Below are 12,691 nucleotides of genomic sequence, written 5' to 3' on the forward strand. Positions count from 1 at the left end.
ATGACCGAGCCCGTCGTATCCCTGCGCGGCGTCCGCGCGGACCTGGGCTCGCGCCCCGTGCTGCGCGGCATCGACCTCACCGTGCACCGCGGCGAGGTCGTCGCGCTGCTCGGCGCGAACGGCTCGGGCAAGTCCACGGCCGTGCGCAGCGTCATCGGCCAGGTGCAGACCGGCGCCGGCGCCATCGAGCTGTTCGGCACGGACCGCGGGCGGTTCCGCGACTGGCACCGCGTGGGCTACGTCCCGCAGCGCACCACGGCCGCCGGCGGCGTGCCCGCCACGGTGGCGGAGGTCGTCTCCTCCGGCCGCCTGTCCCGGGCCCGCTTCGGCGTCCTGCGCAAGGCCGACCACGCGGCCGTACGACGCGCCCTGGACCTCGTCGGCATGGCCGACCGGGCCAAGGACTCCGTCGACGCCCTGTCCGGCGGCCAGCACCAGCGGGTCCTCATCGCCCGCGCGCTCGCCTCCGAGCCGGAGCTGCTGATCATGGACGAGCCGATGGCCGGCGTCGACCTGGCCAGCCAGGAGGTCCTCGCGCACACCCTCACCGAGCAGGTCTCCCAGGGCACGACCGTGCTGCTCGTGCTGCACGAACTGGGCCCCCTGGAGCCCCTCATCGACCGGGCGGTCGTCCTGCGCGACGGCTGCGTCGTCCACGACGGGCCGCCCCCGAAGGCCGTCGGCCAGCACGCCCTGCCCGGCCACGACCACGTACACCCGCACGCACCCGCGGGCGCCGAACCGATCCGCACGGGACTGCTGAGCTGATGGACTTCCTCGACTACGCCTTCATGCAGCGGGCGCTGCTCGCCGCCGTCCTGGTCGGCATCACCGCCCCCGCGGTCGGCATCTACCTGGTCCAGCGCCGCCAGGCCCTGATGGGCGACGGCATCGGCCACGTCGCGATGACCGGCGTCGGCCTCGGCTTCCTGCTGACCTGGTCCCCGGTGTGGATGGCGACCCTGGTCTCCGTCCTCGGCGCGGTCCTCATGGAGCTGATCCGCTGGTACGGCAAGACCCGCGGCGACATCGCCCTCGCGATGCTGTTCTACGGCGGCATGGCCGGCGGTGTGATGTTCATCAACCTCGCGCCGACGGGCTCCAACGCCAACCTGACGTCGTACCTGTTCGGCTCCCTGTCGACGGTGTCCCAGTCGGACGTCACCGCGATCTGTGTCCTGGCCGCGTTCGTCGTCCTGGTCACCCTCGGCCTGCGGCGGCAGCTGTTCGCCGTCAGCCAGGACGAGGAGTTCGCCCGGGTGACGGGCCTGCCGGTGCGCGTCCTGAACCTGCTGACGGCCATCACCGCGGCCGTCACGGTGACCGTCGCGATGCGGGTGGTCGGGCTGCTGCTGGTCAGCGCGCTGATGGTGGTGCCGGTCGCGGCCGCCCAGCAGATCACCCGCAGCTTCGCCGCCACGTTCGCGATCGCCGTCGCCATCGGCGTCAGCGTGACGATCGGCGGTACCGTCACCTCGTACTACCAGGACGTGCCGCCCGGCGCGACGATCGTGCTGCTGACCATCGGCGCGTTCATCGTGCTGACGGCGATCGCGGCCCCGCTGGCCCGGCGCCGCGCCCGCGCGGCGGCGGCCTCGGACCCGACGGCCGACCCCGCCGAGTGCACGATCCCGGGCAGCCGGACGTCGGCCGACGAAGTCGGCGTCTGACCGCCCCCACCCCGGGCTGGCACAATGGCCCGGGCAAGGCAGACGTGAGGAGGCAACGGTGACGACCGCTGGACCGTCCGTGAAGGGCCGCGCCACCAAGCAGCGGGCCGCTGTGGCGGCGGCCCTGCAGGAGGTCGACGAGTTCCGCAGCGCGCAGGAACTGCACGACATGCTCAAGCACAAGGGCGACTCGGTCGGGCTCACCACGGTCTACCGCACCCTGCAGTCCCTCGCCGACGCCGGTGAGGTCGACGTCCTTCGCACGGCCGACGGTGAGTCGGTGTACCGGCGTTGCTCCACGGACGATCATCACCACCACCTGGTGTGCCGCGGCTGCGGCAAGGCCGTCGAGGTGGAGGGGCCGGCCGTGGAGAAGTGGGCCGAGTCCATCGCCGCGGAGCACGGGTATGTGAACGTGGCTCATACGGTTGAGATTTTCGGGACCTGCGCGGACTGTGCGGGGGCCTCCGGCGGTTGAGCCGGTTCACTCCCCGCCGTGGGGGTGAGGTTTCGTGGTCGGATGCGGCTGTGCGGGGGGTGTTCGCGCAGTTCCCCGCGCCCCTGAGGTCGGAAGCCTGCGGGTTCGTTGCCGGGTGCGGGTGCCTGGGGGGTGTTCGCGCAGTTCCCCGCGCCCCTGAGGTCGGAAGCCTGCGGGTTCGTTGCCGGGTGCGGGTGCCTGGGGGGTGTTCGCGCAGTTCCCCGCGCCCCTGAGGTCTGTTCGCGCGGTTCCCCGCGCCCCTGAGGTCGGAAGCCTCCTGGCCTCCTACGCGCCTCGGGTGCTCAGCCTGCGGCGGACCAGCAGGGACAGGGCGGTGGAGGTCAGGATCACGGCGCCGCCGACGCGCAGGACGAGGTCGTAGGCGCGTTCCGGGCCGGTCTCGGGGGTGAGTGAGGTGATGGCCGCCGCGACGGCCGCCAGGCCGATGGCGCCGAGCGTGACGAGGGCGGTGAGGACGACGCCCGAGGCCTCTCCGGCGCGGGCGGGCGAGACGACCTGTTGGGTGGCGACACTGGCGAAGGTCCAGCCGAGGCCCAGCCCGAGCGCGCACCAGGTGAAGACGGGCAGGTAGACCCACCAGGACCAGGCGAAGCTCAGCCCGATCATGCCGGTGCCGGCGATGGTCCCGGCCAGGGCCATGACGCTGGTGGCGCGCATCCGGCCGGACAGCCAGGCGCCGATGGGCCCCGAGCAGGCCACCATCACGGCCGGGGCGAGGAAGACCGTGCCGGACAGGATCGCCGACAGGCCGCGCACCTGCTGCAACTGGAGCGTGGCGAGGAACACCGTGACGGCGTAGCCCATGTTGGCGACCGACCCCATCACGGTGACCAGGTCGAAGCGGATGTTGCGGAACAGCCGGAAGTCGACGAGCGGATGGCGGCAGGTCCGCTCCCGCAGCGCGAAGAGGGCGCCGGCCACCACGGCGATCCCGAACAGGGCGAGCGTGCGGGCGTGGTCCCAGCCCCAGGCGCTCCCCCGCTCCACGGCCAGGGTCAGGGCGGCCAGGCTCGTCACCACGGCCAGACAGCCCGGCAGGTCGATCTGGCGGGGCGCGCTCTCGTCCCGCGAGTCCGGGACGTACCGCAGGGCGATCAGCAGGGAGACGGCGCTGAGCGGGGCCAGCAGCCAGAAGATCCACCGCCAGCCCGGCCCGTCGGTGAAGCCGCCGCCGACGAACGGTCCGAGGGCGGTGCCGACGTTGGCGATCCCGAACATCGCCCCGAGCGCCCGGGCCCGGGTCTCCTCGGGAAAGGCGTTGGTGATCACGGAGACCGACACGGGGAAGATCAGCGCCGCGCCCGCGCCCTGCACGATCCGGGCCGTGACGAGCACACCGAGGCTCGGCGCGAGGGCGCAGCCGACGGAGGCGGCGGCGAACAGCCCGGTCCCGGCCAGCAGGACCGGACGCCGGCCGAGGAGATCGCCCAGCCGCCCGCCGACGATGAACAGGCAGCCGAACGGCGAGCATGTACGCGGACAGCGTCCACTGGGCCGCGGAGACGGTCGTGTCCAGCTCGTCGGCGATCCCGGGGATGGCCAGGTTGAGCGCGAAGAAGTCCAGCTGGATGCAGAACAGGGCCAACGAGGCCGCGATGAAGACCCCGGCCTGTCTCGTGGTCCGCCGGGGTGCGCCGACGGCGGTCCCACCCATGCCACCAGGACACCGCCGCTGCGGCCCGGCTGCCACTGGAGGGGCCTGCCGGGCCGCGGCGGCGGCTGCGACGGATGAGGCCGCCGGGCCTGGCGTGCTACTGCTGCTCGCCCTCCATGGCCAGCAGTTCCTCGTTCGGGACGGCCCCGCCGAAGCGCCGGTCGCGCGAGGCGAACTCCAGGCAGGCCCGCCACAGGTCACGCCGGTCGAAGTCCGGCCACAGCACGTCCTGGAAGACCATCTCGGCGTAGGCGCTCTGCCAGATCAGGTAGTTGGAGGTGCGCTGCTCGCCGCTGGGCCGCAGGAACAGGTCCACGTCCGGCATGTCCGGGTAGTACATGTACTTCGCGAAGGTCTTCTCGCTGACCTTGGAGGGGTCGAGCTTTCCGCTCTTCACGTCCTCCGCCATGGCCTTGGCCGCGTCGGCGATCTCGGCCCGGCCCCCGTAGTTCATGCAGAAGTACAGGGTCAGCCGGTCGTTGTCCTTGGTCTGCTCCTGGGCGATCTGGAGCTCCTTGGCGACCGAGCGCCACAGCTTGGGCATCCGTCCGACCCAGCGCACGCGGATGCCCAGCGCGTCGAGCTGGTCCCGGGTCTTGCGGATGAAGTCCCGGTTGAAGTTCATCAGGAAGCGCACCTCGTCCGGCGAACGCTTCCAGTTCTCGGTGGAGAAGGCGTAGAGGGAGATGGCGCCGACGCCCATCTCGATGGCGCCCTGGAGCACGTCCAGCACGCGCTCGGCGCCGACCTTGTGCCCTTCGGTACGGGGCAGCCCCCGGTCCTTGGCCCAGCGGCCGTTGCCGTCCATGACGATCGCCACATGCTGCGGTACGAACTCCCCGGGGATCTTCGGGGGCCGCGCGCCGGACGGGTGCGGCTCCGGCGTCCTGTACTCCCGGCGCTGGCGCCCCAGGATCCCGCGTACGGCCATGTGTTTCTCGTCTCCTCGTGCTCGCTTGTCTCTGTGCTGCTCTGCTCCGCCGCCGCGCTACTTCTCGACGTAGCGCAGGGAGCGCAGCCCGCGCTCCATGTGCCAGTGCAGATACGCGGACACCAGCCCGCTGCCCTCCCGGACGTAGCGCGCCTCGCACGCGTCCGCGGTCTCCCAGTCTCCCGTAAGCAGGGCGCCGAGGAGTTCCAGGGCCTGGGGCGAGGGTACGACGCTGCCGGGTACGCGGCAGTCCACGCAGACGGATCCGCCCGAGGCGACCGAGAAGAACCGGTTGGGCCCGGGCATCCCGCACTTCGCGCAGTCGGTGAAGCTCGGGGCGTACCCGTTGACCGCGAGGGAGCGGAGCAGGAACGCGTCGAGCACGAGGTGCGGTGCGTGCTCGCCCCGGGCCAGGGTCCGCAGCCCGCCGACCAGCAGCAGGTACTGCTGCACGGCCGGCTCCCCCTCGTGGTCGGTGAACCGCTCGGCGGTCTCCAGCATCACGGTCCCGGCCGTGTACCGGGCGTAGTCGGTGACGATTCCGCCGCCGTACGGCGCGATGGTCTCGCTCTGGGTGCACAGCGGCAGCCCCCGCCCGATGAGCTCACTGCCCTTGGCGAAGAACTGCACGTCGACATGGGAGAACGGCTCGAGACGCGCACCGAACTTCGACTTCGTCCGGCGCACGCCCCGGGCCACCGCGCGTACCCGTCCGTGACCGCGCGTGAGCAGCGTGATGATCCGGTCCGCCTCACCCAGCTTCTGGGTGCGCAGCACGATGCCGTCGTCGCGGAACAGACTCATGGAGCCATTCTGGCAGGGCCGTCACGTCAAGGGACCTCGCCCCTGCTGCGTGCGTTGGCGTACGCCGTCGCCGCGCGCAGCCGCTCGGCCGGGGTGGCGTGCCGGACGGCCCCGGGGTCGGCGTCCCACTCCCTGCCGCCCCCGTACGGCCGCAGCTGCACGTAGGGCCCCTCATGCCCCATGACGATGCCGATGCGTCCGCAGCGGGTGTCCACGACATAGGCGCCGACCGGTGGCTTCATCGCGGCACCGCCGCGAGTCGGCGGGCGATCTCCATGGAACACCGGCCCAATTCCACGAGCGGACAGGGTGCCTTCCGCACAAGACTCACCGGGTCAAGTCCCAGTGAGGGCAGGATAATTCCGGCCTCGGCGAGTTCTGCCCGCAATTCTTTCACCGCGTCCTCCGCTTCTTCGACGCAGAGCGTCGAGTGTCGTGCCTCCACCGTGTTCCCCCCTCTTTCACTGTTTCACTCTTCGTATCCCCACGGTGACGCTCCGCGCCTACAATGAGGAGGGGTCTGTGTCCTACAACTGCGGTGCAGCACAGAGGGGTTCGGCAATGGCCAACGGTTTTCGACAGGTGGTGTGGGAGTTCTTCGGCGCGGGGAGGCCATTCGCAAACCGCCGTTGGATGTGGCGCAGCGGATCGGCGGGGTGCTGCAAACCGACGGTATTTTCGAGCGGTTGTGCAGGAAGCTGATTGACGATAGGCGGTATGCGGAGCATGGAGACGAAGAAGACCCAGCCGGGCCACCAGTACACCGAAACAGGACTGGCCTGGTCGATGCTTCCGGCACGACCGATGGACGTCGACGCGATTGCGGAACTGCGAGCGACAGTGATGCGCCCGGACCTGGAGCGTCTGGGCCGCTACGACGAACACCGGGTGAGGCGGCGGTTTCGGGACAGCTTCTCCCCGCAGCACACGTCGATCATCACGGCCGCCGGTTCCTTCGCAGGCAGCGTGACTCTTCGCCCAGCCGAGGACGGCCACTGGCTGGAGCACTTCTACCTCAGCCCGCACGTCCAGGGCCGAGGCCTGGGATCGGCAGTCCTCCGAACCCTCCTGGCCGGGACGGACGCCGCCGCCGAACCCGTCCGTCTGAACGTCCTCCAGGGCAGCCCCGCCCGCCGTCTCTACGAACGCCACGGCTTCAGGGCGGAATCCCAGGACCCGATCGACATCTTCATGCTGCGCCTCCCCCTGACGAGCCGAACACGCCAAGGGCTCTTGTAAAGCAACGAGCCGAAGCACGCGGAGGGGGTAAACCCCCTGAACAGTACGGCAGTTGACCGGATGTGATCAGGGTCGGAAAGCCGTCAAGCTCGTCCCATGAAGCAGATCAAGCGCAACGCCTCCCTGATCGCGGCCTCCGCCCTCCTGTGGGGACTCGCCGTCCCGCTGACCGCTTCCGCCGCCGATGCCGGGCCTCTCCGATGGACCAAGTGCGAGGGCACCGGCCTCGACCCCCGTCAGCAGTGCGCGACGCTCTCCGTGCCGATGAGCTACGCCGACCCGGGCGGCCGGAAGATCGACATCGCCCTCTCCCGCCTCCCCAGCCAGAACCCCTCGGCCCGCCGCGGCGCCTTACTGATGATCCCCGGCGGGCCCGGCGGGGACAGCCTCGCCGGCCCCTCCGAGGAGGGCAGGCAGCTGCCCCGGTCGGTACGCGACGCTTACGACCTCATCGGCTTCGCACCGCGCGGCAACTCCCCGTCCACGGCCGTGAGCTGCGGCATCGACCACTCCGATCTCGCCCGCACCAAGCTGCTCCCCTGGCCCGCAGCGAGCGGATCCGTCGCTGAGAACATGGCCACCGCCCGCCGGCTGTCGGACGCCTGCGCCCGCGAAGGCGACGAACTGCTGCGGCACATCAGCACCAAGAACAACGCCCGCGACATCGACCGCATCCGTGCCGCCCTCGGCGAGCGCAAGCTGTCGGCCTGGGGCGTCTCGTACGGCACCTACGTCGGCGCCGCCTACCTGGAGATGTTCCCGCGGCGCACCGACCGCATCGTGCTCGACAGCAACGACCACCCCGACCCGGCGCAGGCCCAACGCGCCTGGCTCGCCGCGTTCGAGGTCGGTGTCGAGGACAACTTCCCCGAGTTCGCCACGTGGGCGTCCCGGCCCGGCAACCCGTACCGGCTGGCCCGCACCGCGGCCGAGGTGCGCCCGCTCTTTCTGCGCCTCGCCGCCCGTCTGGACCGCACGCCGATCCCCTGGCCGGGCGCCAACCCCGAGGAGCTGAACGGCAATGTTCTGCGCCAGACCATGCTGGACGCGTTCTACGACCCCGCCGACGGCTACCCCGTCCTGGCCGAGTTGATCCGGGCGGCGAAGAAGGGCACGGTGCCGCCCGCGCCCCAGGCGCCGCCGGACTCGGCGCTGCGGAACTATGCCGCGGTCGTTGCCGCCACCCTCTGCAACGACGCCGCCTGGCCCCGGTCGGCCGCCGCCTACCGGAAGGACGTCGCCGCCGCCCGCCTGAAGTACCCGCTGACCGCGGGCATGCCGCGGAACGCGATGGTGTGCGCCGCCTGGCCGTGGCAGCCGAAGGAGCCGCCGGTACGGGTCACCGACCGGGGCCCGTCCCATGTCCTGCTCATCCAGAACGAGCGGGACGTGGCGACCCCTCTCAGTGGTGCGCTGAAGCTGCGCGAGGCCCTGGGCCGGCGAGCCGTGATGGTCACGAACGACGCCACCGGCCATGGCGCCTACCTGGACAACGGCACCGCGTGCGGCGACGCCCTCGTCTCCCGCTTCCTGGCCACCGGGGAACGGCCCCGCACGGACGCCTACTGCGGCTGACCGGCCCGGCGCGCCCTGGCGTACCTGCGGGCCACCGCGTGGAACGCCTCCTTCGGCTCCCAGTGCCAGCCGGAGGCGGGGTCGTCCGGGCGGTCCCTGATCACCTTGGTGAGGGCGTACGACGCCATGTCGAGGTCGAGGCGGGGCGCGTCCGGGCGGTGCGGGGCGTCCGCGCTGATGAACTCGAAGGCCATCGCCGCGTACAGACCCATCGACGCGAAGACGTCCAGCAACCCGCCCACGTAGTCGGCCTGGACACGCTCGCTGCGGACCGGATTCCCCTTGATCTCCGGCGGCTCCTTGGCGTAGTCGACGATGTCCCAGCCCATGCCGCCGGTCTCCGGCGCACCGACGTACGCGCAGGTGCCGAACTCGGTGATGGCGAGCGGCTTGCCCCACTTCAGGTACTGCCGCAGCTCCCGGACGTGGTCGGAGGGGGTGTCGAAGTACGCGTAGTAGTCGATGCCGACGATGTCGAAGAGGTTCCAGTCCGGGTCGTCGATGCTCTGGGCGGCCGCGTAGCTGAGGTCGCCCTTGAAGACGGAGCGGCCGACCTTCGCGGCCTTCGCCGTGAACTCGGCGAGGCGGCGCTGCGTCCGTGGCCAGTCCACCGTGCCGTTCTGGAGGTTCTCGATGCGCTCCAGCACCGTCTCGCCCGGCAGGATGCCGGGGACGAACAGCCAGAACTCGCAGCCGACACTGAGGTCGACACTCGCGCCCTGCCTGCGCAGCCGCTCCGCGAACCGGCCGGTCTCGGCGAGGTGCTCCAGGATGTCCCGCGAGGGGGCGTCCCCGAGGGTCGGCTGCAACCAGACGTGCAGCCCGCGTTCGGCGGCCTCGGCCGCGGTCTTCGTGAGGCGTTCGACGCCGTCGCCGGTGACGTCGACGGTGTCGGCGTGCAGGTCGTCCCGGATGGCCCGGATGTCGTGCCGCATCCGCCGGGCACTCCACGCAGTGCCCGGTGTCTCCCCCGCGCCGACCGTGTAGACGACGCCCCGCCTGCGCAGTCCCCGTCCCCGCCGGGTCTGCGCCGCCTGGGCCTGTCCGGCCGGTCCCGCCACCCCGGCGGCCCCCACCGCCGCGGCCCCGGCCAGGAACTGCGCCCGGCTGATTCCTCTCGCCTGCCTGGTCCCCTTGGTCTCTGCCATGCGGCCCACTGTGCCGAGCGCGGCACGGGCTGCGCTGTCGGCCGTCGGTCTACGGCCGTGCGACCAAGGTATGAGGTGCCGTGCCGAAGGAGAGGCTCATCCCTCCCCGAACCGGCGCACGTACCGCCGCTGCCAGGGCGTTTCCACCGCATGCCGGTCGTAGTGCTCACGGACGTAAGCCACCGCCTCCCCGCCGGGCACCCCGTCCAGCACCGCCAGGCAGGCCAGGGCCGTGCCCGTGCGACCGCGGCCGCCTCCGCAGGCGATCTCCACGCGTTCTTCGACGGCTCGTTCCCACGCGGCGGTCAGCAGGCCGCGGGCGGTCGCGCGGTCCGTCGGGAGGCGGAAGTCGGGCCAGCGGATCCAGTCGGATTCCCAGGCGGACTCGGGCGGCCGACGGCCGAGGAGGTAGAGGCCGTAGGAGGGCACCGGGGCGTCCGGGTCCAGGGGACGGCGCAGCCCGCGGCCCCGCACCAGCCGCCCGGACGGCAGGCGCAGGACGCCGCTGTCGGTCTCGCTCCACAGTTCGCTCACACCCCTCATCATGCTGGGCGTGCACCCGGCGCGGAGGCGCAATCAGCCGGCCCCCCGGGACTCCTTCGACGCCCTCGCCTCGATCCCCCGGAAGTGGACGGCCATCGCCCGCTGCGCACCCTCGGCGTCCCGGGCCCGGAGCGCCGTGACGATGTCCCGGTGGCGACGGGCGGTGACCTCGGGCGCCGGGTCTCCGGTCCAGCCGCGCGCCCCACTGACCCGGCGGAACACCGTCCAGAACGCGGCGAGAAGCTGTGGCACGAGGTCATTGCCCAGCGACGCGTACAGCACCTCGTGGAACTCGCGGTCGAGGTCGGGGAAGGCGCTGCCCGTGCGCCCCGTGCCGCACGCGGACTCCATGCGGGTCACCACGGCTTCCAGTCTGTCCAGCTCCGCCTCGGTGACCGTCGCGGCGACCCGGCGGATGAGGCCCACCTCCAGCACCTCCCGGACCTGGAGGATCTCGGCCAGGGCGCCGGCGTCGTCGTCGTGACGGGTGAGGGTGCGGAAGGTGAGGCCGTCGACGAGGGGGGTCAGGGAGGCCCGGCCGACATAGGTGCCGTAACCGTGCCGGATCTCCACGATGTCGAGGGCCTGGAGGGCCTTGAGCGCCTCGCGCACGGAGTTGCGGCTGACGCCGAGGTCCTCCATCAGTGCGGCCTCGGTGGGCAGCGGGGCCCCGGCGGTGAGTCTGCGGTCGAGGATGAGCTGGACGACCTGGCGCTGTATCCGGCTGGTCCTGGGCTCCTCGGACATGCGCCGCATCGTACGCGCCCCTGACATCCCACGTCCCACCTCTGGCGGTACCCGGTGCCGGACCTGCCCTGATAATGCGTCAACTCGCCACGCACACGCCGCCATTGGTCCGACCTCTGGCAGATACGCCATTCGTGTGCGATCCCTTGACCGCCCCCGAGCCCCCTCCTATGGTCGCGCTGACCACCGGACGTAGGACGTCGTATCTCCGCTGCCCGTCCCTTCCCCCCGGACCTCGCTGGAGGACCCGTGCGCGACGAGACCCCCGACGTGCCGGCGCCGCACCGCCGGTCGTTCCTGAAGTACACCGGCGCCCTGGGCGCGGCCGCCGCCGTCTCCGCGTCGCTGTCGGCCTGTTCGTCCGGGCCGGAGTCCACCAACGACACCGGTACGGGCAGCGGCCGGGACCGGACCCTCACCGCGGTGATCGGCTACGGCAACGACGGCAGCTGGGACCCCACCCAGACGGCGTCCGCGTTCTGCATGGCCGCCAACAACCACATCTACGAGGGCCTGCTGGACACCGACCCGATCTCCCGTGAGCCGTACGCGGCCCTGGCGACCGAGGTGCCGAAGGACCCGAACGGCACGTCGTGGACGTTCACGCTGCGGGCGGGTGCGACGTTCCACGACGGCAAGCCGGTCACCGCCGACGACGTGGTCTTCGTGTTCCAGCGGATCCTCGACCCGGACACCCAGACCCTCGCCAAGGGTTTCTTCGCGAGCTGGCTGAAGGAGGTCCGGAAGATCGACGCGCGGAACGTGGCGCTGGTGCTGAAGTTCCCGTTCCCGGACGGGCTCTCGCGGCTGACCCTCGCGAAGATCATGCCGAGGCACGTGTTCTCCCGGCCGGGCGCCTGGGACGACGCCATCAAGGGCAAGGCGATCGGCTCGGGGCCGTACCGGCAGACCGCGCACCACCCGAAGTCCAACACGACCTTCGAGGCGTTCGACGGCTACAACGGCCCCCGCAAGCCCGCCTTCCGGAAGATGAACTGGCTGACCATCGTGGACGCGGCCCCGCGCGTCGCGAAGATCTCGGGTTCCAGTGCCGGCGCCCAGATCGCGGACAACATCCCGTACGCCAACATCGGCCAGTTGGAGAGCGGCGGGATGACGGTGGGCGGCGGGGCCGGGATGAACAACCTGTTCCTGATGTTCAACACCCGGCACAAGCCGTTCGACGACGTGCGGGTGCGCCAGGCCCTGCACTACGCCATCGACACCGAGAAGATGGTGGAGGTCGCGCTCAAGGGCCACGGCAAGCCGTCCAGTTCCTTCCTCGACGAGGCCAACCCGTCCTACCGCCGGGCGAAGACGGTCTACGACCACGACCCGGACAAGGCGAAGGCGCTGCTGAAGGAGGCCGGGGTCACGGGGCTGAGCATCGAGATCCTGGCCGTGAACGTCAGCTGGATCGTCGACTGCCTGCCGACCGTCAAGGCGTCCTGGGACGCGATCGGGGTGCGCACGACCCTGTCCCCGCAGGAGACCACGGCCGTGTTCACCAAGATGGACCAGAAGCAGGACTACCAGGTCGTCGCCGCGGCCTCGAACCCCAACCAGTTCGGCCTCGACGCCGACCTGATCATGCACTACAACTACGGGCCCGAGAACCTCTGGATGCAGTACACCCGCTGGGCCGCCGACCCCGTCGCCAAGCAGCTCTTCAAGGACATGGACCGGGCCACCCGGGAGCCCGACCCGGCGAAGAAGAAGGCGATCGTCCAGGACTACATCGACGTCGTCGCCGAACAGGCCGTGCTCTACCCGGTCGTCCACAACGAGCTGATGACCGCCTGGGACCCGGAACGGCTCAGCGGGATAAGGGCACAGCCGTACCCGGGCATCAACCTCCTGACGGCCAAGTGGGCCTAGCCC

General features: G+C 71.2%; 14 protein-coding genes and 1 pseudogene. 7 read left to right on the plus strand and 8 right to left on the minus strand.

Annotation, left to right across the window (positions count from 1 at the left end; genetic code table 11):
• From QOL88_RS12540 to QOL88_RS12550, 3 genes are read left to right on the plus strand one after another with little or no spacing between them, the layout of a single operon-like run.
• Positions 1-768 carry a metal ABC transporter ATP-binding protein gene (locus QOL88_RS12540; protein WP_097222969.1) on the plus strand — a complete coding sequence of 256 codons (768 nt, stop codon included), beginning with the start codon at positions 1-3 and terminating at the stop codon, positions 766-768.
• Entirely contained in the window at positions 768-1,670 is a 903-nt protein-coding gene (locus QOL88_RS12545; RefSeq protein ID WP_097216504.1) for a metal ABC transporter permease, read from the plus strand. Before QOL88_RS12540 ends, QOL88_RS12545 begins: the two co-directional genes overlap by 1 nt.
• Before the next feature lie 58 nt (positions 1,671-1,728).
• On the plus strand, positions 1,729-2,148 hold the full coding sequence (locus QOL88_RS12550; protein ID WP_030836532.1) for a Fur family transcriptional regulator: 420 nt from the start codon (positions 1,729-1,731) through the stop codon (positions 2,146-2,148).
• A 285-nt stretch (positions 2,149-2,433) separates the two neighbouring features.
• On the opposite strand, the gene QOL88_RS12555 is transcribed toward QOL88_RS12550, so the two are convergent.
• From QOL88_RS12555 to QOL88_RS12575, 5 genes are read right to left on the minus strand one after another with little or no spacing between them, the layout of a single operon-like run.
• Positions 2,434-4,017, minus strand: coding sequence for an MFS transporter (locus QOL88_RS12555; protein WP_097216505.1), 1,584 nt, complete (start codon positions 4,015-4,017; stop codon positions 2,434-2,436).
• A complete protein-coding gene (locus QOL88_RS12560; RefSeq protein ID WP_097216506.1) occupies positions 3,921-4,754 on the minus strand; it encodes an isoprenyl transferase in 834 nt (277 codons plus the stop codon). The genes QOL88_RS12555 and QOL88_RS12560 overlap by 97 nt, the downstream gene beginning before the upstream one ends.
• 57 nt (positions 4,755-4,811) lie before the next feature.
• Positions 4,812-5,558 carry a DNA repair protein RecO gene (gene recO / locus QOL88_RS12565; protein ID WP_030836523.1) on the minus strand — a complete coding sequence of 249 codons (747 nt, stop codon included), beginning with the start codon at positions 5,556-5,558 and terminating at the stop codon, positions 4,812-4,814.
• Positions 5,559-5,584: 26 nt separating this feature from the next.
• Entirely contained in the window at positions 5,585-5,800 is a 216-nt protein-coding gene (locus tag QOL88_RS12570; RefSeq protein WP_097216507.1) for a hypothetical protein, read from the minus strand.
• Positions 5,797-6,003 (minus strand): hypothetical protein, encoded by a 207-nt coding sequence (locus QOL88_RS12575; protein WP_097216508.1) that lies wholly within the window; start codon positions 6,001-6,003, stop codon positions 5,797-5,799. The genes QOL88_RS12570 and QOL88_RS12575 overlap by 4 nt, the downstream gene beginning before the upstream one ends.
• Positions 6,004-6,119: 116 nt before the next feature.
• On the opposite strand from QOL88_RS12575, the pseudogene QOL88_RS12580 reads away from it, so the two are divergent.
• From QOL88_RS12580 to QOL88_RS12590, 3 genes and pseudogenes are all read left to right on the plus strand, one after another.
• Positions 6,120-6,286 (plus strand): annotated as a pseudogene (locus QOL88_RS12580) (transcriptional regulator); the annotation flags it as partial.
• 58 nt (positions 6,287-6,344) lie between these two features.
• Entirely contained in the window at positions 6,345-6,797 is a 453-nt protein-coding gene (locus QOL88_RS12585) for a GNAT family N-acetyltransferase (RefSeq protein WP_097222970.1), read from the plus strand.
• Between the two features lie 96 nt (positions 6,798-6,893).
• Positions 6,894-8,372: an alpha/beta hydrolase gene (locus QOL88_RS12590; RefSeq protein ID WP_097216509.1), complete on the plus strand. Its 1,479-nt coding sequence runs from the start codon at positions 6,894-6,896 to the stop codon at positions 8,370-8,372.
• Here QOL88_RS12590 and QOL88_RS12595 read toward each other — a convergent pair.
• From QOL88_RS12595 to QOL88_RS12605, 3 genes are all read right to left on the minus strand, one after another.
• On the minus strand, positions 8,360-9,520 hold the full coding sequence (locus tag QOL88_RS12595) for a glycoside hydrolase family 113 protein (RefSeq protein WP_097216510.1): 1,161 nt from the start codon (positions 9,518-9,520) through the stop codon (positions 8,360-8,362). The genes QOL88_RS12590 and QOL88_RS12595 overlap by 13 nt on opposite strands.
• A gap of 96 nt (positions 9,521-9,616) precedes the next feature.
• Positions 9,617-10,063: a protein-tyrosine phosphatase family protein gene (locus QOL88_RS12600; RefSeq protein WP_097222971.1), complete on the minus strand. Its 447-nt coding sequence runs from the start codon at positions 10,061-10,063 to the stop codon at positions 9,617-9,619.
• Positions 10,064-10,096: 33 nt separating this feature from the next.
• Positions 10,097-10,819 carry a FadR/GntR family transcriptional regulator gene (locus QOL88_RS12605; RefSeq protein WP_097216511.1) on the minus strand — a complete coding sequence of 241 codons (723 nt, stop codon included), beginning with the start codon at positions 10,817-10,819 and terminating at the stop codon, positions 10,097-10,099.
• 240 nt (positions 10,820-11,059) lie between these two features.
• Here QOL88_RS12605 and QOL88_RS12610 point away from each other — a divergent pair, with 240 nt between their 5' ends.
• A complete protein-coding gene (locus QOL88_RS12610; protein WP_097216512.1) occupies positions 11,060-12,688 on the plus strand; it encodes an ABC transporter substrate-binding protein in 1,629 nt (542 codons plus the stop codon).
• Positions 12,689-12,691: the final 3 nt, after the last annotated feature.

Source organism: Streptomyces sp. Ag82_O1-12 (assembly GCF_900182715.1).
GTDB classification, from domain to species: domain Bacteria; phylum Actinomycetota; class Actinomycetes; order Streptomycetales; family Streptomycetaceae; genus Streptomyces; species Streptomyces massasporeus.

Excerpts from the sequence above, each read along its gene's own strand:
- QOL88_RS12540 (WP_097222969.1), top strand. The coding sequence starts at position 1 with ATGACCGAGCCCGTCGTATCCCTGCGCGGCGTCCGCGCGGACCTGGGC.
- QOL88_RS12545 (WP_097216504.1), top strand. The coding sequence starts at position 768 with ATGGACTTCCTCGACTACGCCTTCATGCAGCGGGCGCTGCTCGCCGCC.
- QOL88_RS12560 (WP_097216506.1), bottom strand. The coding sequence starts at position 4,754 with ATGGCCGTACGCGGGATCCTGGGGCGCCAGCGCCGGGAGTACAGGACG.
- recO (WP_030836523.1), bottom strand. The coding sequence starts at position 5,558 with ATGAGTCTGTTCCGCGACGACGGCATCGTGCTGCGCACCCAGAAGCTG.
- QOL88_RS12570 (WP_097216507.1), bottom strand. The coding sequence starts at position 5,800 with ATGAAGCCACCGGTCGGCGCCTATGTCGTGGACACCCGCTGCGGACGC.
- QOL88_RS12585 (WP_097222970.1), top strand. The coding sequence starts at position 6,345 with ATGCTTCCGGCACGACCGATGGACGTCGACGCGATTGCGGAACTGCGA.
- QOL88_RS12590 (WP_097216509.1), top strand. The coding sequence starts at position 6,894 with ATGAAGCAGATCAAGCGCAACGCCTCCCTGATCGCGGCCTCCGCCCTC.
- QOL88_RS12595 (WP_097216510.1), bottom strand. The coding sequence starts at position 9,520 with ATGGCAGAGACCAAGGGGACCAGGCAGGCGAGAGGAATCAGCCGGGCG.
- QOL88_RS12600 (WP_097222971.1), bottom strand. The coding sequence starts at position 10,063 with ATGAGGGGTGTGAGCGAACTGTGGAGCGAGACCGACAGCGGCGTCCTG.
- QOL88_RS12605 (WP_097216511.1), bottom strand. The coding sequence starts at position 10,819 with ATGCGGCGCATGTCCGAGGAGCCCAGGACCAGCCGGATACAGCGCCAG.